Raw genomic sequence first — 21,936 nt, 5'->3', positions numbered from 1 at the left:
GGCGGGGTTTCCTCTATCTGCCGGCACGAGCTGCTGGTGGATGCAATGCCCGAAGGCGACGTGCGACGCGGCTTACTTGACGCCTTGTGTTCGTCTCAACGAGCATCAGGGAATGAAGGCAACCCATACGGCCGCCGATGAGGAGCCGGTAGTCCTGCGATCCGTCGCGCCTGTGTTCTCGACTGCCAACGTGGGGCAATGGCTGGAGCACTATCGCAGTCTCGGGTTCGATGTCGAAGCCCATGACGAGGACTACGGATTTGCGGCGTTGGGGCCAGTCGAACTGCATGTATCGCGCAATCCTGAACATGACCCGCACACTACTGCGGGCTGTGCCTATGTAGATGTCAGCAACGCGGACACCGTTTGGCGACGCTGGTCCACCGCGCCAGGAGGCATGAACGTCGAACCCTCTGATACCGATTACGGAATCCGTGAAGGCGCGCATATTGATCCTGATGGCAATCTCCTGCGCTTCGGCCACCGGTTGTAAGGAAACTCCCTGATGCGGCACGCCCCTGTCTACCTGATGACCGATCCGAACGAGGTCAAGCGGCTGATCCGGAACAACCCTTGGGCCACCTTCGTCTCCGCGACAAGCAACGGCCTGGTTGCCTCCCACTACCCCGTGTTGCTCGAGGAAGACCGGGACGAGATCACCATCGTCAGCCACTTTGGCCGCCCCGACGACGCTTTGCACGAGCTTGGCAGCCACGAATTCCTCGTCATCATCCAGGGTCCGCATGACTACGTTTCGCCCAGCTGGTATGCGCCGGGCGATCTGATTCCCACGTGGAACCACGTCACCGCGCACTTGTACGGAACGCCGGAAATCCTCAGCGACGACGAAAACTACGACATGCTCACTCGCCTCACCGACCACTTTGAGCAGCACCACCCGGAAGGCCGGCACCTCAGCGAGGACGAAGAGCGAACCCGCCGCACCGCCAAGGGAACGGTGGGGCTGCGGATGCTCGTGGAACGATTCGATGCGAGGGCGAAGCTCAGCCAGAACAAGCAGCCCGGCGTGGTGCAGAACGTGATCGCCCAGCTGGAGCATCACAACCCTGCCCTGGCCCAAGAGATGCGACGAACGCACGCCCCGTCCGCCGGGGAGCGAGGTTAGGCCCCGAGGCGTTCGCGTTTCGGTGGCCGTCACAGCTTCAGGAAGAATGGAGAAGCCCGCGCTGCCTAGCCGGCCCTGAAGCCGTGTTGAGAAAGAAGGACAATCTTGGACTACCGCGTGATCATCAATCAAGGCAGGGTCGCCGATCGTACCGACGGCGCCCTCGTTGGGGCGCGGAAGGCCGGACACGCCTTGGCCGAGCACCTGTCGATCGAGCCGACCGTTGTGGGTCAGCCCTCGCCGGCGGCCCAGGACGACTGGCGGCCGGCCCTTGACCAGGCCGCGGACACCCTGCGCGGACTCGCCGCCGCCGTCGGCTCGGCCTTGGACGCCCATGAGGTCCCGCTGTTGGTCACCAACACCTGTGCGGCCAGCCTGGCCACCCTGCCGGTGGCAGCGGAAAGGTACCCCGACGCGGCGGTCCTGTGGATCGATGCCCATGGGGACTTCAACACCCCGGACACCACCGAGTCCGGCTACCTGGGCGGGATGGCACTGGCCGGCGCCTGCGGCCTGTGGGACAGCGGCCATGGCGGCACCGTGGATCCCGAGAACGTGATCCTGGTCGGCGCACGAGACATCGACGCCGCCGAGATGGACCTGCTCCAGCATGCCGGGGTCACCATCCTGTCACCGGAAGATGCCTCCCCCGAGGCCGTGCAGGAGCTGGTGGCCGGCCGCCCCGTCTGGATCCATGTGGACTGGGATGTGCTCGAGCCCGGCTACATTCCCGCCGCCTACAAGATTCCTTCCGGACTGCTGCCCCGCCAGGTCGCGGCGATCTTCGCGGCGCTGCCCAGTGAGAGCATCCGCGGCGTCGAGCTGGCCGAGTTCGAGGCCGGCGACCCGGACGTTCCTGAAGCGCTGAGCGTCGAGCTCATCGTGGAGACCTTCCAGCACCTGCAGCAGCCGGTGGAACTGCACCGCTAGAGCGGCAGGGCCTAGGTAGCGGCCGGGTGCTCGATCGTGACGGTGCCGGCATCACCGTCGACGTGGATCTGCTCGCCGCTGGCGATGCGTTGGGTGGCCACGCCCGTGCCAAGCACTGCGGGAATGCCGTATTCCCGCGCCACGATGGAGCTGTGGCTCAAGGGGCCGCCGACATCGGTGACCACGGCCGAGGCCATCGCGAACAGCGGCGTCCAGGCGGGCGTGGTGATGCGGGCAACCAGGACGTCTCCGGGCGTCATCCGGGCGAAGTCCTCCGGCCCCTCGAGGACCTGTGCGGAGGCGCTGACCCGGCCGGGACTGGCTCCAATTCCTTTGATGGTGCCGCCGGCCTGCTGGGTACGTGCGGGCATCATTGACCCGAAGGCCCGGTCCATCAGCCTGCTCTCCGGCAGCATTTGCGGGGCGGCTGCCTTGAGCTGCCCACGCCACAACATCTTGCGCTTCTCGACGGCGTCGGCCCGGACCGGGCGGTCCGCTCCGGTAATGGCCACCGGAGACGTGCCGGGAGGCTCCGGAACGCCCTGGTCTTCCCGAACTTCCCGGGTCCGCGGTGCGGCGAGGCCGAAGTCGACGGCGCTAACCAGTTCCCGATGACGCAGCCAGAACACGTCGGCGGGCTCTGCAATCACTGCCGCGACGGCCAGCCGTTGTCCTAACTCCAGCAGCATCCGCCGGATCAGCGGCCAGGCCAGACCGACGTCGGCCAAGGCGTCCTCGCGGATGGGTGCGGCCTTCTGCGCCCAGCGCAGCAGCCGGAAGAAGGCGGCGGCCCGGCGGGTCCGTCCCAGCCGGGCGGCAATGCGGCTGGTGTGGTCCTCCCTGCGGGCGGCCGACATTCGCTGCCGCTCATACGGGTCCTGGCCCTGTCCGCGCAGGTAAAACTTTACCGTTTCCAGCAGCGGCGAAGGATCGTCGGCCGGCACCGGATGAACGAAGTCGAGGTTGTAGACCGCATGGCCGAACCGGTCGAGGTGGGCTTGGAACCGTGGCTGCCATTGCCGCCACAGTGCATCATCGAACCCGGCAGGAGGGGACCCGGAGCGCTGCGCGTCGGCCAGCGCCGTTGCCGGTGCACCGAGGAGTTCCGGGGCCAGCCCCGGCACACCGCGGGCCCAGGACGCGAGGTCGTAGAGGGACTTCTCGGCCCGGATAGGTTCGCTGTCGAAGCCCAGCAGGAAAGTCACTGCAGGGGGATCTTCCTTGCGGCGGACAACCTTGCTGTAAAACGCCCGGAAGGAGAGTTCACTGGTCGCGGCGGTCGGGATCACGGACTGTACCGCCGTGTAGTAGACGGTGCAGGCATCCAGCAGCGACTGCACGCCCTGTAGCAGTTCCTCGCCGGAGAGCTCCGGTATCGGCTTCGCTGACCAGTCCGCCACCACCCGCTCGTAGCGCGGGTGGGAGAATTCCCGCCACCCGGTAATGCCCAGATGTTCCTTGCCGCGGACCAGTGCTCCGACGGCGGGCAGCGTCCTGGCCATCAACCGGACCATCGCCCAGTTCCGGTAGAAATAGTAGGCGTAGCCGTTGACGGTGGTCAGTCCTACGTCGGTCTCCCGTATGGTGTTGCTTCCCAAGACCTCGGCCATCAGCGCGCTCAGCGACCGGGACACCGAGCCGTCAATCATGTCGGCGAACAGCGGCGAGAGCGGGTCCGGCAACTGTTCCACGATGCTGGCGCGGAAGTAGAGCCCGTTCCGGTAGGGCACAGCCCAGCTATCCGGAGGTTCGGCCGCCGGCTCAGGCAGCGCCGTGATGGGCCGAGACTGCAGGAAGAAGAACCCGTCACCGGTTCGTGCCCACTCGATGTCCTGCGGCGCCGCGAAGTGCTCCCCAATCTGTGCTCCGTAACCGGCCAGTGCCGCCGCGTCCCGATCGTCCAGTACCGGCTGGCGGCGGCGCTCCGGCGGCACCGGTTGCTCCCGGGTGCCCTGCTCCGCGTAGACGGTCATGGTGTCCTTGTCCGCCGTCCGACGCGAGAGCACGTGGCCCGACTCCGCGTCGACGACGATGTTGTCCGGGGTGACCGTTCCGCTGACCACGGATTCACCCAGCCCCCAGGCTGCGCTGACCACGATCTGGTCGCGGCGTCCGTTGGCCGGATTGGCGGTAAACATCACCCCGGCTGCGTCTGCGCTGACCATCCGCTGGACCACCACCGCCAGCCGCACCGATTCAGGCCCGATGCCTTCGCGCGCCCGGTAGGACATGGCCCGGGCGGTCCAGAGCGAAGCCCAGCAGCCGGTCACGGCCGCGGCCAAGGCCTCCGCCCCATGCACATTCAGGTAGCTGTCCTGTTGGCCGGCAAAGCTGGCGGTAGCGAGGTCCTCGGCGGTAGCGGAGGAACGCACTGCCACCGTCGGGCCCCCGTCACCGAGACTCCGGTAGGCGGCGTCGAGTTCTGCGGCGACCTCCGCCGGCATGGTCCCGCCGGTGAACAGGGTACGGATCCGTTCCGAGGCCTGCTGGTAGTCCGGCATCGCCGCCTGCGGTCCCAGCATGGCCAGTTCCCGGATGCGCGCCGCCAGGTGGTTGGCGTCCACAAAAGCCGTGTAGGCCTCGGTGGTCAACACAAATCCGTCAGGCACCGGAACGCCGGCCCGACGAAGGCCGCCCAGGCCCACGCCCTTGCCGCCGACCGCGGCAAGATCCCCTTCTCCCACATCGTCGAGATTGTTGATGTAGGTCATGAGCGCGTCCATTCCGCCCGGAACCGGGCCGTCCACACTGGCACCTGATTGCCAACATAATGGCACGTCCGGACCTCACAGGCCATGGTGGTGATGGGCTGAAGCTGGCTAGCGCTGCCCTGCGCCTCCGCGCTCCTGGCTGGCCAGCAGCCGCTCGGCTTCGGCCAGGTCCGTCAGGACGACGGCGGCGTGGCGGCGCACGTTTTCGGCCCCGACGTCATAGCCCTGCGCGCCGCCGAGCCTGGCCATGGCTGCCGCCTGCGCAGTGGCGGCCAGCGAGTTGCCGGCTCTGGACAGGCTCCGGTGGACTTCGGCCAAGGGGCCGCCCGGGATGTCCAACCCGTCGGTTGGATGCATGGACTGCGCTGCCACACAGCAGTTGCGCACCCGGGGCAGCAGCCCGGCCATTTGGTTGGCGATCGGCAGCAGCTCGCCGTAGAGAGCGTCGTCCTGCACTCCCTCGAGGATCTGGTGGTAGCGCTCGAGGGCGCGGCGGAAACGGTCATGGGCACGGCGCCAGATGCCTTTGCCGAGGTCCTTGTCGTCCCGGCGGGCCTGCCGGGCAGCGCCGAAGAGCGCCACGGAGCTAGAGGTACTGCCCGGGACCGAGGTGGCGTTCGCCGCTTTGGCCGGCGTTCTCCCCCTCCGCTCCGGGCGCGCGGCGGGGTTCGCCGTCGTCGCCGATCACGACGCCCGGCGCGATCATCGTGCCCGGCGGCAGTTGGCGCATCTGCATCCGCGCCGCCATTTGCTGGTTAATCGCCTGCTGGGCGGCGATTGCGGTCTGGATGCCGTGGAACAAGCCTTCAAGCCAGCCGACCAGCTGTGCTTGGGCAATGCGCAGCTCGGCGTCCGAGGGCGTGGAGTCGTCGGTGAACGGCAGGTTGATGCGGTGGAGTTCCTCGACCAGTTCCGGCGCCAGCCCATCCTCAAGTTCCTTGACGGACCGCTCGTGGATCTCGGCCAAGCGGGTGCGGGCCGCGTCATCGAGCGGGGCGCTGCGCACTTCTTCCAGCAGTTGCCGGACCATGGTGCCGATCCGCATCACCTTGGCCGGTTCGTCAACCAGGTCTGCGAGTTTTGAGCCGCCGCGGCCGGCCCGCGGAGCGTCGGTGCCGGCTTCCCCGGGCTGCGGCTCGCCGTCTTCCTGGCTCCGGCCGGACAGTGCGCCGACGATGACCGGTTCTTCGGGCTGCGGCGTCTGCTCTTCGCTCATGTTTTTATCTTGCCAGAGACAGCCAGCCGGCGCAGACCAGATCCGGCGCAGTTCCGGGACGCAACAGTGCCCGCACCGGAACGTTGCTGGCCAACGCTCAGGTGCGGGCACCGCCGTCGTTCTTGGCGAGTCAGCAGCAGCGGCCCTGCGGGTTGTTATCCTGCCGGTCCGTCTTGTCCCGCCAGAATTCGCGTTCGCTCATCGGTTCCGTGCCCGGGTGTTCCCGCCGGTGGTGTTCCAGGTAGTCCTGGTAGGCGTGCTCGCCCATCACCCCCTTGAAGTACCAGGCGAAGCTCCGCCAGCCGCGCCGCGCTTGGGGCCAGTTAATGCTCGACATCATGACCACGTCCTTGCCGTCTGGTCGCGACGGGCAGCGCGTTCCACTGTTTCTCCAGTTCCTTCTCCTGCCGGGTGGCAAAGAGGCTCGCCGGCCCGTATGTGGAGGAGACAACCGCCGGGTCCTCGTGTGACGGTTCCCCGCCCAGCCGCCAGGACTTGTACGTGGCCCACAGCGCGGTGGTGATGACGATGATGGTCAGGATCACGAAAATAATGGACAGGGTGCCCTGCACCGCGGTGTTGCGGACCACCGCTTCCATGTCAGCCACCGAATTCGCGTTCCCCAGGCTGGTCTCGCCGGCAGCCAGGGCATTGCGGTTGGCGATGTTGTTGGCCCAGTAGCCCACCTTCACATCGGGGCTGAAGATCTTCAGGATCGAGGCCCAGACGGTGATCACCGTGACGAAGGCCAGCGGCAGGGCGATGATCCACAGGTACTTGAACGCCCCGCGCTTGGCCGCGATGGCCAGGCAGACCGCGAGCGCGATCGCCGCCAGCAGCTGGTTGGCAATGCCGAAGAGCGGGAAGAACGTATTGATGCCGCCCAAGGGATCGGTAACGCCCAGGATGAGTATGTATCCCCATCCGGCCACCATGATGGCTGTGCAGATCCAGACACCGGGCCGCCAGGACATGTTCTTGAACTTCGGCAGGACATTGCCGATGGTGTCCTGCAGCATGAAGCGGGCCACGCGGGTTCCGGCATCAACCGCGGTGAGGATGAACAACGCCTCGAACATGATGGCGAAGTGGTACCAGAAGCCCATCATCGAAACGCCGCCGATCAGCCCATGCATGATGTGCGAGAGACCGACAGCGAGGGTGGGCGCACCACCGGTCCGCGAGACCACCGATTGCTCGCCGACGTTGCGGGCCAGTTCGGTCAGCATGTCCGGCGTCAGGTTCACGTTCGCCAGGCCCAGGCTGTTGACGAAGGCCACTGCGCCTTCCACCGTGCCTCCGGTCGCCGCCGCCGAAGAGTTCATCGCGAAGTAGATGCCGCGGTCGATCGAGAGGGCTGCGACCAGCGCCATGATGGCCACAAAGGACTCCATCAGCATTCCGCCGTAGCCAATGAAGCGGGTCTGCCGTTCCTTGTGCAGCATCTTGGGCGTGGTACCGGAAGCAATCAGCGCGTGGAACCCGGAGATCGCACCGCAGGCGATGGTCACGAAGAGGAACGGGAACAACGACCCGGGGACGACTGGCCCATCGGACCGGCCGGCGAACTCGCTGAAGGCGGGCACGTTGATCTCCGGCCGGACCAGCACAATGGCCAGCGCCAGCATCAGGATGGTGCCGATCTTCATGAAGGTGGAGAGATAATCGCGCGGGGCGAGCAACAGCCAGACCGGCAGCACCGCTGCGATGAAGCCGTAAATGATGATGCCCCACGCGATGGTGGTCCGGTCCAGCGTGAAGATAGCCGCACCCCATCCGGTTTCAGCGATCGCCCCGCCGCCGATGATGGCGGCAATGAGCAGCGCGAAACCGATGATGGAGACTTCGCTGACCTTGCCCGGCCGGAGGAACCGCAGGTAGATGCCCATAAAGATGGCGATCGGGATGGTCATCGAAACCGAGAAGACGCCCCAAGGCGATTCGCCCAAGGCGTTCACCACCACCAGGGCGAGGATCGCCACGATGATGATCATGATGGCCAGCGTGGCGATCAGGGCCGCCGTGCCGCCGACCACGCCGAGTTCCTCACGCGCCATCTGGCCCACGGAGCGGCCGCCGCGGCGCATCGAGAAGAACAGCACCAGGTAGTCCTGCACTGCGCCGGCCAGGACCACACCGACGATGATCCACAAGGTGCCGGGCAGGTACCCCATCTGCGCGGCCAGGATGGGCCCGACCAGCGGACCGGCCCCTGCGATGGCGGCGAAGTGGTGGCCGTAGAGCACGCGGCGGTCCGTGACAACAAAATCCTTGCCGTCCGCGTTGTACTCAGCCGGCGTTGCACGCCGATCGTTGGGACGGGTCAGTTTGCTCTCGATGTACTTGGAATAGAAGCGGTAGGCGATGAAATAGGTGCAGACGGCGGCGAAGACGAACCAAATCGCGTTGATCGTTTCACCGCGCGAAAAGGCGAGCATGCTCCAGCTGACTCCGCCCAGCAGCGCAATGGCGACCCAAATAACAACCTTGGTAGGCGTCCACTTGTATTGCTCGGCCTCGGCGGCCGGATCCAGGGCCACCGGCGGGAGGTTCGGATCCTGCACCAGCAGGTCGGAATCCGGGTCCTTTCCGGACTGCCCGGACAGGGCTCCGGTGGGTTTCTCACTCATCATGCTCCCCCTTCGTGGAACGCCGATGCTATTAACGATGCACCGTAGCAGCGCCGCCGTCTACAGGGAACGGAGCGGTCCGTTTCAGCCGGTGGTGAGCAGGATCTTGCCGGTGTGGGCGCCCGAATCGAAGTACTCGTGGGCCGCGGCAGCGTCCGCCAGGGCAAAGGTGCGGTGCACCTGCGGCGTGACGTCCCCGGAGACCACCAGCGGCCACACATGCTCGGCAACCGCACGCATGATGGCGGCTTTTTCCTCCGTTGGGCGGGCCCGCAGCGTGGTTCCGATGACCGCGCCTCGTTTGGCCATCAACTGGCCCAGATTCAGTTCCGCTTTGGCTCCGCCCTGCAGGCCGATCACGACCAGGCGGCCGGACGTGGCGAGGGCATCCACGTTCCGCTGCAGGTACTTGGCACCCACTACATCCAGGATGACGTCCGCGCCGCGGCCGCCGGTAGCCTCTTTGATCCGTTCCACGAAGTCTTCCTCGCGGTAGTTGATCAGCACCTCGGCGCCCAGGCCCCGTGCGACGTCGAGCTTTTCCTGACTGCCCGCCGTCACCGCCGGGACGGCTCCGAACGCATCGACCAACTGGACGGCCATGGTGCCGATGCCGCCGGCCCCGCCGTGGATCAGGACGGTTTCACCGGCCTGCACGCCGGCGGTCATAAACAGATTGGAGAAAACCGTCGCGGCCACTTCCGGCAGCGCCGCCGCCGTCACCAGGTCCACGCCGCGGGGCACCGGCAGCACCTGGCCGGCAGGGACCGCCACCTGTTCGGCGTACCCTCCCCCGGCCAGCAGGGCGCACACCTCGTCGCCGACCCGCAGCGCGGTGACTCCGGCGCCGACCGCGGACACGCGGCCGGACACCTCCAGGCCAGGAATCTCGGATGCGCCGGGCGGCGGCGGGTAGACGCCAAGGCGCTGCTGGACATCGGCGCGGTTCACCCCGGCCGCTGCCACATCGATGACTACTTCGCCCTCCGCCGGCTGCGGGGCTTCTGCCTCCCGCAGCCTCAAGACCTCGGGCCCGCCTGCTCCCTCGTAAAAAACCGCTTTCATGCCGGCCTCCCTTCGCCTGCTCCGGACACGGAAACCCTGAGCGTACGCGCTTTGCCCGGGTACACCCCTCCGTGTCAGACTACAAGGTGAGGAAGGTTGTCCGAGCGGCCGAAGGAGCTGGTCTTGAAAACCAGTAGGCGGTAACCCCGTCTCATGGGTTCAAATCCCATACCTTCCGCTTCAGCAGCAGGTGTCCTGGCCGTCCGGCCCGGGCACCTGCTGCTTTTCCACGGGAGAAGGCGGTCGAAGGCGGTGCCAACGGCGAGAAGGCGGTAGCGCCGGGGCGAGAAGGTGGCACCGGGGCGAGAAGGCGGTGGCGCCGGGGCGAGAAGGTGGCACCGGGGGTCCGGCCGGAGTGAAGCATTCTGCCTCCCTCGCGCCGCCGGTATAACCTCGGCTAGGAGCCGTTGCATCAAAGCCCCGAGGAGAACCCGTGCCCAGCCAGCCCGCACCTGTCCGCCGCCCACTCATGGCGTCCGCCGTCGTCGTCCTCTTGGCAGCGCTGAGCGGTTGCGGGTTGGGCGGCCCGCAGGAACCGCCGCGGGATGAATCCGGAGCCGTGACCGAAGCCGCTTCCGCCGGCGCCTACGCCATCAAAGTGGGTGACTGCTTGAACAACCCGCGTGCCGAGCGCCTCACCGAGGTGGAGTTCGTGCCGTGCGATCAGCCCCACGAACTGGAGGCGTTCGCGGCCAGCAACCTGCCGGACGGAGACTATCCCGGCGACGAGGAAGTGGCGGCCAAGGCCGAAGAGTTCTGCGTGGCCGAGTTCAAGGCTTTCGCCGGCGTCCCCTACGACGACTCCGAGCTGGAACTGATCCACCTGAACCCCACCGAGGAAAGCTGGAGCGGCGAGCAGGACCGGGAACTGCTCTGCCTGGTGGGTGCCAAGGATGCCCCAACCACCGGCACGCTGAAGGACAGCCGCCGCTAAGCCGAGTCGGGCACCCCGAGCAACGGGCTCGGCCCTTTCTGTCAAGCCTTGGCGAACGTTTCACCCTATTTGAAGCTGTTCTTTCATAGAAGTATTCCGCTACATCTGGCCCTCGGGTAACCTCCCGTTCATCCCAGCCAGCTGAACTGGGGAGCGGTGCTTGCACCGTGCAGCCGTGCCGCAGCCGTTCCCTGGGTGCGCGGATCATCACTTCCACCTTGAGAGATAGGGCCAAATGGCTACTTCATCACCGAAGACCGCGCTGGCTGCGGTCCTGACGGCAGGCCTGGTAGCGGCGCCATTCGCGGCGTTACCCGCGCATGCGGCCGATCCGGTCGAACTCAACCTGCTGAGCATCAACGACTTCCACGGACGGATCGACGCGAACACGGTCAAGTTCGCCGGCACCGTGGAACAGCTTCGGGCGCAGAACCCGGAGGGAACAGTGTTCACCTCCGCCGGGGACAACATCGGGGCCTCGGTCTTCGCGTCTTCCACCCTGCAGGACCAGCCGACCATCGATGTGCTCAACGCCCTCGAACTGGCGACGACGGCGGTGGGCAACCACGAGTTCGACCGCGGTTTCGAGGACCTGACGGACCGTGTGGCCCCCGCATCCAAGTACCCCCAGCTGGGCGCCAATGTGTACCGGGCCGGCACCACCGAACCGGCCCTGCCCGAGTACGAACTGGTCCCGGTCAACGGTGTGACCGTCGGCGTGGTCGGCGTGGTCACCGAGGAGACCGCCTCGCTGGTGTCCCCGGGCGGGATCGCCGACGTGGAGTTCGGCGACCCGGTGGACGCCGTCAACCGGGTGGCGGCCGAGCTGACCGACGGCACCGGCGACGAAGCCGACGTCATCATGGCTTCCTACCACGAAGGCGCGAACACGAACACGGATCTGGCCGGCGCGGTGGCTGCGAGCGCGGTGTTCAGCCGAATCGTGAACGAGACCGGCCCGGACGTGGACGTCATTTTCAACGGCCACACGCACCAGGCCTACAGCTTCGACGCCCCGGTTCCGGGTGCGGACGGCAAAACGCGGCCCGTGGTGCAGACCGGTTCCTACGGTGCGAACATCGGCCAGGTGCAGCTGAGCTACGACGCCGCGACCGACGAGGTGCTGGCGCACACCGCCGCCGTTGTGCCCCGCACCGGCACCGCCGACGGCGAGCTGGTATCCGCTTATCCGCGGGTGGCCGAAGTGTCCTCGATCGTCCAGGCCGCACTGGAAAACGCCGAGGAAGTCGGCGCCCAGCAGGTCGGCTCGGTGACCGGCGACATCACCACCGCTTTCCTGCCCGACGGTCCGGACGCGGATACAGAGCCGGACCGCGACGACCGCGGCTCTGAGTCGACGCTGGGCAACCTGGTGGCCGACTCGCTGCTGGCTTCCCTCGCCTCCGCCGACCGCGGCGGCGCAGAGATCGGTGTAGTGAACCCCGGCGGGCTGCGCAACGAGCTCTACTACGCACCCGACGGCACGATCACCTACGCCGAGGCCAACGGAGTACTGCCCTTCCTGAACAACCTGTGGACCACCACGCTGACCGGCGCCCAGGTCAAGACCATGCTGGAGCAGCAATGGCAGCGCACCGCCGCCGGTGAGGTGCCCAGCCGTGCCTACCTGCAGCTGGGCCTCAGCAAGAACGTCAACTACACCTACGACCCGGCGCTGCCCGAAGGCGAGCGCATCACCGGTGTCCAGGTCAACGGCGAACCGCTGGATCCGGAGCGCGGCTACCGGGTGGGCACCTTCAGCTTCCTGGCCCAGGGCGGCGACAACTTCCATGTCTTCACCGAGGGCGCGGACACCCGGGACTCTGGCCTGGTGGACCGCGACGCGTGGATCGCCTACATCCGGGACAACAGCCCGCTCTCCCCGGACTTCGCCCGCCGCACCGTGCAGGTGGCCGGGACGCCGGAATCAGTGAGCCCGGGCCAGCAGGTCAGCGTAAAGGTCGCCAAGCTGGATCTGACCTCGCTGGGCGCCCCCGTCAACACCGAAGTGGCGCTCGCCTACGTTGACGCGGCCGGCACCAGCACGGAACTGGGCACCTTCCCGGTGGCCGACGGCGGTGCCTCCATCGAGTTCACCGCGCCTGCCGCGCTGAACGGCGGTTACTTCGAGCTCAAGGCAACCCCGTCCGGGACCACCCTCCGGCTGCCGTCCGCCATCGAGTCCGGTGGCAGCAGCGGCGGCGACCATGTGGTGATCAACGAGGCCTACCTCTCCGGCGGCAGCGCCGGAGCCGCCTTCCAGAACAAGTTCATCGAGCTGTACAACCCCACCGACGCGGAGGTCAGCCTGGACGGCTGGTCGCTGCAGTACCGCTCGGCAGGCGGGACCGGAAACCCCACCGGTGTGGCAGCACTGTCCGGCAGCATCGAGGCCGGCGGCTACTACCTGGTGCAGGCAAACTCCAACGGCGGCAGCGGCGAAAAGCTGCCGGAACCGGATCTGGTGACCACCTTGACGCCGTCCGGAACCAACGGCACCCTGCTGCTGGCCAACCAGGCCGGCGCGGTGGCCGATCTGGGCACCGGTTCGGTAATCGACCGCAGCAATGTTGTGGACCTGCTGGGCTACGGCACCTCGAACACGTTCGAGACCGAAGCGGCCCAGTCGCCGAGGGGCAACACGGATGTCCGGTCGATGAACCGCACCGACGGGACCGACACCAACAACAACGCGGCGGACTTCAGCCTCAGCGCAGACATCTCCCCGCAGGGTTCCGGCGAGGACAACGGCGGCGGTGATCCCGAGCCGGAAGCAGCGACGATCGCTGAAATCCAGGGCACCGGCACGGAAAGCCCGCTGGCCGGCAAGACCGTGACAACCCGCGGCGTGGTGACCGCGGCCTACGCCACCGGCGGTTTCGACGGCTACTACCTGCAGACCGAAGGCACCGGCGGCGACACCAACACCACCGACCGGACCGCCTCAGACGCCGTGTTCGTCTACTCCCCCGAGACCGTCGGTGACGTGGAAACCGGCGACTTCGTGGAAGTCATCGGCAAGGTCAGCGAGTTCCACGGCCTGACCGAGATCACCGTCGGCGCCGAAGGCCTGACCGTCCTGACGGAAGCCGCGGAGGCACCGAAGGCGGCAAGCATCGGCTGGCCGGCCACGGAGACGGAGCGCGAGAAGTTCGAGGGCATGCTGCTCAGCCCGCAGGGCGGCTTCACCGTCACCGACAACTTCTCCCTGAACCAGTACGGCGAGATCGGCCTTGCCGCCGGGGACTCGGCGCTGGTGCAGCCCACCGCCGTCGGCGCCTACGGCTCGGACAAGTTCTGGGCCGAAACGGAGAAGAACGCCGCTTTGGCCGTCACGCTGGACGACGGCTCGAGCGTCAACTACCTGGGCGCGGATGCCAACAAGGACATCCCGCTGCCCTACCTGTCCACCGAAGATCCGGTGCGGGTAGGCGCCCCGGCCACGTTCGACACCAACGTGGTGCTGGACTACCGGTTCGATCTCTGGCGATTCCAGCCGCTGGGCCACCTGACGGTGGACAACGCGGAAAGCGTCCAGCCGGCGTCGTTCCAGAACACCCGCACCGACGCTCCGGAACAGGTGGACGGGGTCAAGCTGGCCTCGTTCAACGTGCTGAACTACTTCAGCACCACCGGTGACCAGGTGGCGGGGTGCGGTGCGTTCACCGACCGCGATGGCAATCCGATCACGGCCCGCAACTGCGATGCCCGCGGCGCCTGGGACGCGGAGAACCTGGAACGCCAGCAGGCCAAGATTGTGGCGGCCATCAACGCGCTGGATGCGGACATCGTGGCGCTGGAGGAGATTGAGAACTCCGCCCAGTTCGGCAAGGACCGCGACGCTGCCCTGGCCGCACTGACCAAGGCACTGAACGCGGATCTGGGCGACACCCGCCACAACGGCAAGCATTCCGGCAAGGGGCCGCAGCACGGCGGCTGGGACTACGTCCGGTCACCGGAGGAACTGCCGGCCTTGGGGGACGAAGACTTCATCCGCACGGCCTTCATCTACAAGAAGGACGAGGTGAAGACGGTCCAGGAGTCGGTGATCCACAACGACACCGAAGCCTTCGCCAACGCGCGCAAGCCGCTGGCCCAGGCGTTCAAGGCCAAGAACGGCCCGTCGGATACCTTCGTGGTGATCGCCAACCACTTCAAGTCCAAGGGCTCCGGCCCGAGCTCCGGTGAGAACGCCGACCACGGTCAGGGCGCCTGGAATGCAGCCCGCACCGCACAGGCGCATTCGCTGGTGGGCTTCGCGGAGCAGATGCAGGAGAAGTTCCGGACCGGCAAGGTGCTGCTGACCGGTGACTTCAACTCCTACGCGCAGGAGGACCCGATCAAGGTCCTCACCGAGGCCGGGTACGTGGACCAGGGCGCCAAGACCGGCGAGCACAGCTACAGCTTCGGCGGCATGGTTGGCTCGTTGGATTACATCTTCGCCTCGCCCGCAGCGGACGCGAAGGTCAAGGGCGCCGACATCTGGAACATCAACTCGGTGGAATCGATCGCGCTGGAATACAGCCGGTACAACTACAACGCCACCAATTTCTACGCTCCGGATCCCTACCGGGCCAGTGACCACGATCCGATCATCGTGGGCCTGGACATGGACAAGGACCGCGGCAACGGCGGCGGTAAGCGCTAGCCAGCACGTCAACGAACGGGCCCTCCCCACGCTGTACTTCTCAGTGTGGGGAGGGCCCGTTCGTTCGCTCCGTTGCCGGCGTCAGCCGGCCTGGCTCCTGCTGCCGGCGTCAGCCGGCCTGGCCCCGGCTGCCCACGTCAGCCGGCTTGGCTCCTGCTGCCAACGACGGCGGTGCCCGCCTGCGCGGCGCCGGCCAGGCTTCTTTGGTCCGCGGCGTCCAAGATGGCACGGGCTATCCGGTCGGCATCCTGCAACGTCCGGCCGCCGGTCTCGCCGGAAGCCCCGGCTTCGGCGGCTATCGAGGTGCCCCACTGCACCGCGGACAGTTGCAACCCGATGACGTACAGGTCCTGCACCGGCTGCCCGTTCCGGTCCAGCGGACGGTACGGCGGCTGCGTGACATCCAGGCCTGAACCGGTCACCGGCGCTCCGTTCGGCCCAATCATCAGCTTGGGCCGGGCCAGGCCGTCCTCGAACATCCGGCGCAGCAGCGGCGACCGGCTATGGGCCACCCGGTTGACCGGCATCATCGCCTCCACCAGGTAGGCGGCGCTGTATTCCGCGCCGTCGACCCACGGCGAAGTGACCCGGAAGCGGCCGGTCGCCGGGTCCACCTGGTACACCGGCTCGGGACCCGCAAACTGCACGACGCCGGCCCGCGCCAGGGCCGCTAACTGCTCGATGCGCTGCACCGGTGGTCCGCTGGCCAGTCCCTCGACCAGCGGTTCGAACCAGCCGCGCAGTTCGGCCAGCCATGATTCCTCGGTGATGCCGCCGTCGGCCACGATCTTCTTGAGCAACGAGCGGCCGGCGTTCAGGGCCCCAACCGCCATCTTGAGCGGATCATCGGTACCCCGCGCCGAACCCTCCGCGTCCGCGTCCAGATAGCCCAGCACCGCCTGCTGATACTCCGCCGCGGACCCAAACTTCCGCCCGCCGAAGGGTTTGGCCAGGGCTTCCACGTCCAGCAGCTTGTCTTCGCTGACCCGCTCGGCCAGGTAGGTCCGGACGCGTGTCAGCAACGTCCGGTTTCCTGGCTCCCATTTCTCCGCCAGCAGGTGGTCCAGCCCGGCCAGCAGCTCCTGCGGTGGCACCTTGAGGCATTCCGGTTGTTCCCGCGCCAGGGTGGAGTAATAGGTCCAATAAACGTCGCGGTGCAGCATGGGCCACAGATCGTGGTCGAAACCCGGCTGCACGCCGGCTTCGGCGAACAGGCGGGCCGTGTGTGTGGTGAAGTGCTGCAGCTCCACGCCGGCCGGAATGTAGCTGTTGATGCTGGCCTTGGCCCGGTAGGGGGTGCCGCGCCGGGATCCGGCCACCAGCCGCGGTTCCTTCCCCGACGGAAGGTAGGTCAGCGGCTGGCTGTCTGTCGCGGGCAGGAACCGTCCGCCGCGGCCTTCGGTCACCTGGACCATCAGGTCGAAAAAGTTCAGGCCCATTCCGCGGACCAGCACCGTGCGCCCGGGCGGAAGCCTGCCCCAGTCCACATCGGCCGGCACATTCGGCGGCAGATAGTTCAGCCCATGCCGGGCGGCCGCATCCTGGAGCTGCTGCTGCTCCGGGTTCAGCGCCGCAGGCACATGGCCCAGCGCCAGCACCACTGCGTCAGCAGGCAGGGTGGTGCCGTCGTCCAACTCCAGCTGCCACCCGCCGTCGTGCCGTGCCAGGCCGGTGGCTTCGGCCGCATGAACGGTCAGCGAGGCATCCGCTCCGGTCCGGGCGGCCAGGTGCGCAAAGGTCCAGGCTAGGTAGCGGCCGTACAGCGCACGGCTGGGAAAATCGGCGGGCCCCAGCGCTGCTGCCTCCTCCGCGTCGGCTGGCGGCACATCGGGAATGTTGCCGTCCGCTACGGCGGAGCGCCAGGCCTCGAACGTCATCCCCGCCACCGGATCGGGTCCCACCTGGTCGGTCCCCGGCGCCGGCACCACCGTGGGGAAGAGGCAGGGCGTGTTCATCAGGAACAACCGCGATTGGTTCGGCTGCCAGACATGCCCCGGCCCCGGCGGGAACGGGTCCACCAGATGGATCCGCAGCCGGGCCCCGCCGCGTGCCTGCTGGTTGGACAATATTCGTTCCAACACGGAGGTGCCCCGCGGGCCTGCGCCCACGATGGCTACACGATAGATGCCCGGATTGTCCATGCTTTCTAGCCTACGGGCTGCCGCCCGGGCCAACGGTCCGAGGAGCGGGCCCGGCGAGCGCGACGCGAGCGCGACGGCCCGCAAGCAGGACGGCGCGGCGCTCCCCCTTCCCGCGCCGTGCGCGTCAACCTCCTACCTGTACAGCGGGCGCCACATTCGTCACGGAAGGGCCAGCGGTCCTCATGATTGATCCGGGAGGCCCCAGTGATCTCGGGCCAGCGGACGGAAGCAGCGCCAGCTTTGCTTACTGACGGGAGGACAATGTGGCGCATCCTGTCCGCCAGCGGACGCGCGCGCCGCCGGTCCATGCCCCGCTCCAGCCATCTGCGAGCCCTCCGGCCGGCGGGAGGACAACGTTGCGCCGGCTGTCACCGCGAGGTGCACGCTGGCGTCCGCGGCAGCATGCCTAGGATGGGTGCATGGCTCAGGACTCCGCGCAGCACAGCACTCATTTGCCCCAGGACGACCTCATCTGGCTGGAGGACATCTACGGCGACAAGCCGCTGGATTGGGTGAAGGGCCAGAACCGGCGCACCGAGGACAAGCTGGTGGACGGGCAGTTCAGCGAGATGGAGGCCGGCATCCTGGAGGTCCTCGACGCGGAAGACCGGATTCCCGCCGTCACCAAGCGCGGCCACTTCTACTACAACTTCTGGCGCGACAAGGCGAACCCCCGTGGCCTGCTCCGGCGGACTACGTGGGAAAGCTACCTGACGGATTCCCCCGAGTGGGAGGTCCTGCTGGATGTGGATGCGCTGGCCGCGGCCGAGGGCATCGAGTGGGTGTACGCCGGTTCCGCCTTCCTGCGTCCGGCCGACGGCGTCAGCTACCGGCGGGCGATGCTGCGGTTGTCACCCGATGGCGGCGATGCCGTGCGGCTGCGGGAGTTTGACGTCGAGGACCGGGCCTTCGTGGCCGATGGCTTCGATATCCCCGTGGCCAAGAGCTACGTTTCCTGGCTGGACCAGGACCGGATTCTGCTGGGCACCGACTTCGGCCCGGGCTCGCTGACCACGTCCTCCTACCCGCGGACCAGCCGCATCCTGCTCCGCGGCCAGGATCCGGCGGAGGCCCAGGAATACTTCGACGTCCCCGAGGACCACATGCTGGCCCAGGTCGGGCACGATTCCACGCCCGGCTTTGAACGCGACGTCGCGGTGGATGTGATCGACTTCTTCAACTACCGCACCTACCTGCGTCGGGACGCGGAATGGTTGCCCATCGATGTGCCCACCGATGTGAACGTGGACCTGCACCGCCAGTGGCTGCTGATGAGGCCGCAGGGCGACTGGGAAATCGGCGGTTCCGTCCAACCCGCGGGCTCGCTGCTGGCGGCGGATCTGGAAGCGTTCCTGGCCGGCGACCGCCAGGTGGAGGTGTTGTTCGCGCCGGATGCGGCAACCTCGCTGCAGTCCTGGAGTTGGACGAAGAACTACCTGCTGCTGAATCTGCTGCACGATGTCTCTTCCCAGGTCCGGGTGCTGGATCCGTCGGACGGGTGGTCGGCCTCGGAGCTGCAGGATTGCCCGCCGCTGCATGCCGTGGATGCCTCGGCTGTGGATGACGAAGAGTCCGACGACTACTGGCTGGTGGCCACCGGCTACCTCACTCCCTCCACGCTCTCGCGCGGCACCATCGGCGGGCCGGCGGCGGAAGTCAAGGCTTCGCCGTCGTACTTTGAGGCTGACGCCTACGAGGTCCAGCAGCACTTCGCCACCTCCAAGGACGGCACCCAGGTGCCCTATTTCCAGGTGGCGCCAAAAGACCTCAGGTACGACGGCGGCAATCCCGTGCTGCTCTCGGGTTACGGCGGATTCGAAATCGCCAGGACCCCTGGCTACAGCGGAACCGTCGGCCGGGCGTGGCTGGAACAGCGCACCGCGGACGGCCGCGGCGGAGTGTATGTGGTGGCCAACATCCGCGGCGGCGGCGAGTACGGTCCGGGATGGCACCGGGCGGCGCTGCAGGCCAACCGGCACCGCGCTTACGAGGACTTCGCGGCGGTGGCCCAGGACCTGACGGACCGGGGCGTCACCCGGCGGGAGCGGCTGGGCTGCGCGGGCGGATCGAACGGCGGCCTGCTGGTGGGCAATATGATGACCAGCTACCCGCACCTGTTCGGCGCGGTGTCCTGCGGGGTGCCGCTGCTGGACATGGCCCGCTACACCAAGCTCTCCGCCGGCTACTCCTGGATTGCCGAGTACGGGGATCCGGAGGACCCGGCGCAGTGGGAGTTCATCCGCACCTTCTCGCCCTACCACCTGCTCCAGCCGGGCACCGAGTATCCGGATGCGCTGATCTGGACCGCCACCTCGGACGATAGGGTCGGCCCGGTGCAGGCGCGGAAAATGGCGGCGCGGATGCTGGAGTTGGGCGTGGAGAACGTCTGGTTCCACGAGGCGTTGGAGGGCGGCCATGCCGGCGCCAGCGACAACAAGCAGACTGCCCGGCTGCAAGCCCTCTCACACACCTTCTTGTGGCGGGCGCTGACGGACTAGGCCGTTCGGCGGTTTTGCTCTTGACCCTCGGTTCTGGGTAGTCTTGTGTGGCTAGCAATAGCGTTTGGAGACGTGCCAGAGCGGCCGAATGGACTTCACTGCTAATGAAGGGTCGGGGTTAAACTCGACCGGGGGTTCAAATCCCCCCGTCTCCGCGTCAACTCCCCCGGGAAACCGGGGGAGTTTTTGCGTCTCCGGGGCCCGGCCCGCCCAGCCGGCATGAAGTGGGCCGGCCTTAGGGCCGCGCGGGCCCGAACCAGGTGGTTAGCGCCTCCCGCAGGCCAGACTGTGTCCCGCCTCCCGTCCAGGCCACATGCCCGTCGGTCCGGATGAGGACGGCCTCGGGCGCGCTGACTGGACCGATCACCGGAAGCTCCCACCCGCCGTCGTACGCGGCGTCTACTAACTGCACCCGCCCCGCCCACGGTCCCACATCGATGCTGCCCGGCGCCGCGAGGTTGAGCAGCACAGCTCGGGCATCGTGCAGGAGCGTGAACACGCGCAGCGGGCCGTTGACCGTGACGAGGTCGAGGTCGGGCATCCGGCGCCCGAGCAGCGGATGCCCGTCGCCGAGGTCGTAGCGGACGTCCAGGCCGGAAATGAGCCCGGCCACCTGTTTCCTGGCCTGCTCAATGGTCAACAGGTCGGCCACCGTGTCGGCCAACGCGCCGATCCGAGGATCGGCCCGCTGCATGAGCGACTGCGCCATCGTGTGCTTCAGCGCCCGGGCGCCGGCGGGGTGCCGCTCGGCGTGGTACGTGTCCAGCAGACTGTCCGGGGTAAGGCCCTTGACCACCTGGGCGAGCTTCCAGCCAAGGTTGACGGCGTCCTGGATGCCGAGGCCGATTCCCTGCCCGCCGGACGGTGCATGGATGTGCGCGGCGTCGCCGGCCAGCAGCACCCGGCCGCTGCGGTAGGTCGCGGCCTGTCGCGTGGCATCAGTGAACCGCGAAATCCATTTCGGACTGTGGATTCCAAAGTCGGTGTCATAGATCTCGGTCAGCGCTTTGCCGAGTTCGGCGAGGGTGGGTTCGGTTGCCGGGCCAAGTTGCCTCTCGGTCACGATCACCCGCATTGTTCGGCCGTCCTCCATCAGGTGCAGCCCGTGAATTCCCACCTCGTCGATGCGCACGCCCGCCGGTGTCTCCTCGGTTACCTCCACTTCGGCGATCAGGTTGCTCCGCGTCGCGTCCCAGCCGGGGAAATCGATGTCGGCGGCCTTCCGGACAGCGCTGCGCCCGCCGTCGGCGCCGACCAGGTACTGCGCATGCATCCGCCCGCCGTCGGCAAGCTGCACTTCGACCCCGCTGTGGTCCTGGGCGAAGCCGGCCACCTCGAGACCCCGATGGACCGGCACGCCCAGCTCCTCAATCCAGCCGGCGAGGATCCGCTCAATATGGTTCTGCCACAGGCCAAGCGTGTAGGGGTGCCGGGTCGGAAAGTCGCTCACGTCCAGCTTGGTGTTCCCGAAGAATGCTGCCTGGACGCGCTGCCCCTCGGCGAGGAACCGGTCGGCAATCCCGCGCTGATCGAGGATTTCGATGGTCCGTGAGTGGAATCCGCCCGCACGCGAGCCCACCAGCTCCGGCGTCCGACGGCGCTCCACAATCGCCGCCTCCACCCCGGCCAGGGTGAGTTCAGCGGCCAGCATCATCCCGGTCGGGCCGCCTCCGGCAATGATCACGTCGGCCATCGCAGCCACCGCCTTTCCAAGCCTTGTCCGTACGCCTCTTCCATGCACGTCCGAGCCAGTTTGGGGCATGACGGGGGCCTTGCCGCAAGCCCCCTTGTGCGCGATAGATTAAAAGTGGCGGCACAGACACGTCCTTGGGCTCTGGGCACGGCCGTCGCCTGGTTCCCGTCGGTCGTCACGGTCGTCGCCGGGCTGGTTATCTGGCATTGACCATCCTCATCCCCTTCGGGTGATGCCTTCCTCCGCTTTGGCGGATTAGGTTGCGACTAGAGCCGTGGCGATCCGGCCGCATCGCGTTCCTCGGCTTCCCCCGCAACCAGATGGAGAGATCATCATGGCCGACT

Annotated in this window: 14 protein-coding genes and 2 tRNA genes; 8 read left to right on the top strand and 8 right to left on the bottom strand. The window is 67.3% G+C overall.

All coding sequences use genetic code 11. From position 1 onward, the window contains the following. The first annotated feature begins 112 nt into the window (after positions 1 to 112). From E4J89_RS16100 to E4J89_RS16090, 3 genes are all read left to right on the top strand, one after another. Complete coding sequence (locus E4J89_RS16100) at positions 113 to 493, top strand: VOC family protein (protein WP_136787231.1); 381 nt, start codon at positions 113 to 115, stop codon at positions 491 to 493. 12 nt (positions 494 to 505) lie between these two features. Then, entirely contained in the window at positions 506 to 1,126 is a 621-nt protein-coding gene (locus tag E4J89_RS16095; RefSeq protein ID WP_136787230.1) for an FMN-binding negative transcriptional regulator, read from the top strand. A 117-nt stretch (positions 1,127 to 1,243) separates the two neighbouring features. Next, a complete protein-coding gene (locus E4J89_RS16090; protein ID WP_240691934.1) occupies positions 1,244 to 2,056 on the top strand; it encodes an arginase family protein in 813 nt (270 codons plus the stop codon). Between the two features lie 11 nt (positions 2,057 to 2,067). On the opposite strand, the gene E4J89_RS16085 is transcribed toward E4J89_RS16090, so the two are convergent. The 6 genes from E4J89_RS16085 to E4J89_RS16060 all read right to left on the bottom strand — a co-directional run bounded on the left by E4J89_RS16085 (position 2,068) and on the right by E4J89_RS16060 (position 9,678). Beyond that, a complete protein-coding gene (locus E4J89_RS16085; protein ID WP_136787228.1) occupies positions 2,068 to 4,767 on the bottom strand; it encodes a PEP/pyruvate-binding domain-containing protein in 2,700 nt (899 codons plus the stop codon). Positions 4,768 to 4,875: 108 nt separating this feature from the next. After that, positions 4,876 to 5,349 (bottom strand): hypothetical protein, encoded by a 474-nt coding sequence (locus E4J89_RS16080; RefSeq protein WP_136787227.1) that lies wholly within the window; start codon positions 5,347 to 5,349, stop codon positions 4,876 to 4,878. A 4-nt stretch (positions 5,350 to 5,353) separates the two neighbouring features. Beyond that, positions 5,354 to 5,983 carry a bacterial proteasome activator family protein gene (locus E4J89_RS16075; protein ID WP_136787226.1) on the bottom strand — a complete coding sequence of 210 codons (630 nt, stop codon included), beginning with the start codon at positions 5,981 to 5,983 and terminating at the stop codon, positions 5,354 to 5,356. A gap of 130 nt (positions 5,984 to 6,113) precedes the next feature. After that, a complete protein-coding gene (locus E4J89_RS16070) occupies positions 6,114 to 6,323 on the bottom strand; it encodes a YbdD/YjiX family protein (protein ID WP_136787225.1) in 210 nt (69 codons plus the stop codon). Further along, positions 6,307 to 8,613: a carbon starvation CstA family protein gene (locus E4J89_RS16065; protein ID WP_136787224.1), complete on the bottom strand. Its 2,307-nt coding sequence runs from the start codon at positions 8,611 to 8,613 to the stop codon at positions 6,307 to 6,309. The genes E4J89_RS16070 and E4J89_RS16065 overlap by 17 nt, the downstream gene beginning before the upstream one ends. An 84-nt stretch (positions 8,614 to 8,697) precedes the next feature. Further along, positions 8,698 to 9,678, bottom strand: coding sequence for an NAD(P)H-quinone oxidoreductase (locus E4J89_RS16060; protein WP_136787222.1), 981 nt, complete (start codon positions 9,676 to 9,678; stop codon positions 8,698 to 8,700). A gap of 90 nt (positions 9,679 to 9,768) precedes the next feature. Here E4J89_RS16060 and E4J89_RS16055 point away from each other — a divergent pair. The 3 genes from E4J89_RS16055 to E4J89_RS16045 all read left to right on the top strand — a co-directional run bounded on the left by E4J89_RS16055 (position 9,769) and on the right by E4J89_RS16045 (position 15,260). After that, positions 9,769 to 9,856, top strand: a tRNA-Ser gene (locus tag E4J89_RS16055). Positions 9,857 to 10,111: 255 nt separating this feature from the next. Beyond that, positions 10,112 to 10,612, top strand: a complete 501-nt coding sequence (locus E4J89_RS16050) for a septum formation family protein (protein ID WP_136787220.1) — start codon at positions 10,112 to 10,114, stop codon at positions 10,610 to 10,612. Between the two features lie 235 nt (positions 10,613 to 10,847). After that, a complete protein-coding gene (locus E4J89_RS16045) occupies positions 10,848 to 15,260 on the top strand; it encodes an ExeM/NucH family extracellular endonuclease (protein ID WP_136787218.1) in 4,413 nt (1,470 codons plus the stop codon). Positions 15,261 to 15,397: 137 nt separating this feature from the next. Here E4J89_RS16045 and E4J89_RS16040 read toward each other — a convergent pair whose 3' ends face one another. Then, positions 15,398 to 17,401: an FAD/NAD(P)-binding domain-containing protein gene (locus E4J89_RS16040; protein WP_136787216.1), complete on the bottom strand. Its 2,004-nt coding sequence runs from the start codon at positions 17,399 to 17,401 to the stop codon at positions 15,398 to 15,400. A 419-nt stretch (positions 17,402 to 17,820) separates the two neighbouring features. Between E4J89_RS16040 and E4J89_RS16035 the strand changes: the two genes are divergently transcribed. Next, positions 17,821 to 19,899 (top strand): prolyl oligopeptidase family serine peptidase, encoded by a 2,079-nt coding sequence (locus tag E4J89_RS16035; protein WP_136787214.1) that lies wholly within the window; start codon positions 17,821 to 17,823, stop codon positions 19,897 to 19,899. A 66-nt stretch (positions 19,900 to 19,965) separates the two neighbouring features. After that, a tRNA-Ser gene (locus E4J89_RS16030) sits at positions 19,966 to 20,054 on the top strand. Between the two features lie 80 nt (positions 20,055 to 20,134). Here the strand turns inward: E4J89_RS16030 and E4J89_RS16025 are convergent. Then, a complete protein-coding gene (locus tag E4J89_RS16025) occupies positions 20,135 to 21,592 on the bottom strand; it encodes an FAD-dependent monooxygenase (protein ID WP_136787257.1) in 1,458 nt (485 codons plus the stop codon). Positions 21,593 to 21,936 lie beyond the last annotated feature (344 nt).

Origin of the sequence: Arthrobacter sp. CAU 1506, assembly GCF_005047635.1 — a bacterium.
GTDB lineage: Bacteria > Actinomycetota > Actinomycetes > Actinomycetales > Micrococcaceae > Crystallibacter.
This window is presented reverse-complemented; position numbering and strand designations above follow the sequence as displayed.

Excerpts from the sequence above, each read along its gene's own strand:
- E4J89_RS16100 (WP_136787231.1), top strand. The coding sequence starts at position 113 with ATGAAGGCAACCCATACGGCCGCCGATGAGGAGCCGGTAGTCCTGCGA.
- E4J89_RS16095 (WP_136787230.1), top strand. The coding sequence starts at position 506 with ATGCGGCACGCCCCTGTCTACCTGATGACCGATCCGAACGAGGTCAAG.
- E4J89_RS16085 (WP_136787228.1), bottom strand. The coding sequence starts at position 4,767 with ATGACCTACATCAACAATCTCGACGATGTGGGAGAAGGGGATCTTGCC.
- E4J89_RS16075 (WP_136787226.1), bottom strand. The coding sequence starts at position 5,983 with ATGAGCGAAGAGCAGACGCCGCAGCCCGAAGAACCGGTCATCGTCGGC.
- E4J89_RS16070 (WP_136787225.1), bottom strand. The coding sequence starts at position 6,323 with ATGATGTCGAGCATTAACTGGCCCCAAGCGCGGCGCGGCTGGCGGAGC.
- E4J89_RS16065 (WP_136787224.1), bottom strand. The coding sequence starts at position 8,613 with ATGAGTGAGAAACCCACCGGAGCCCTGTCCGGGCAGTCCGGAAAGGAC.
- E4J89_RS16060 (WP_136787222.1), bottom strand. The coding sequence starts at position 9,678 with ATGAAAGCGGTTTTTTACGAGGGAGCAGGCGGGCCCGAGGTCTTGAGG.
- E4J89_RS16045 (WP_136787218.1), top strand. The coding sequence starts at position 10,848 with ATGGCTACTTCATCACCGAAGACCGCGCTGGCTGCGGTCCTGACGGCA.
- E4J89_RS16040 (WP_136787216.1), bottom strand. The coding sequence starts at position 17,401 with ATGGACAATCCGGGCATCTATCGTGTAGCCATCGTGGGCGCAGGCCCG.
- E4J89_RS16035 (WP_136787214.1), top strand. The coding sequence starts at position 17,821 with ATGGCTCAGGACTCCGCGCAGCACAGCACTCATTTGCCCCAGGACGAC.
- E4J89_RS16025 (WP_136787257.1), bottom strand. The coding sequence starts at position 21,592 with ATGGCCGACGTGATCATTGCCGGAGGCGGCCCGACCGGGATGATGCTG.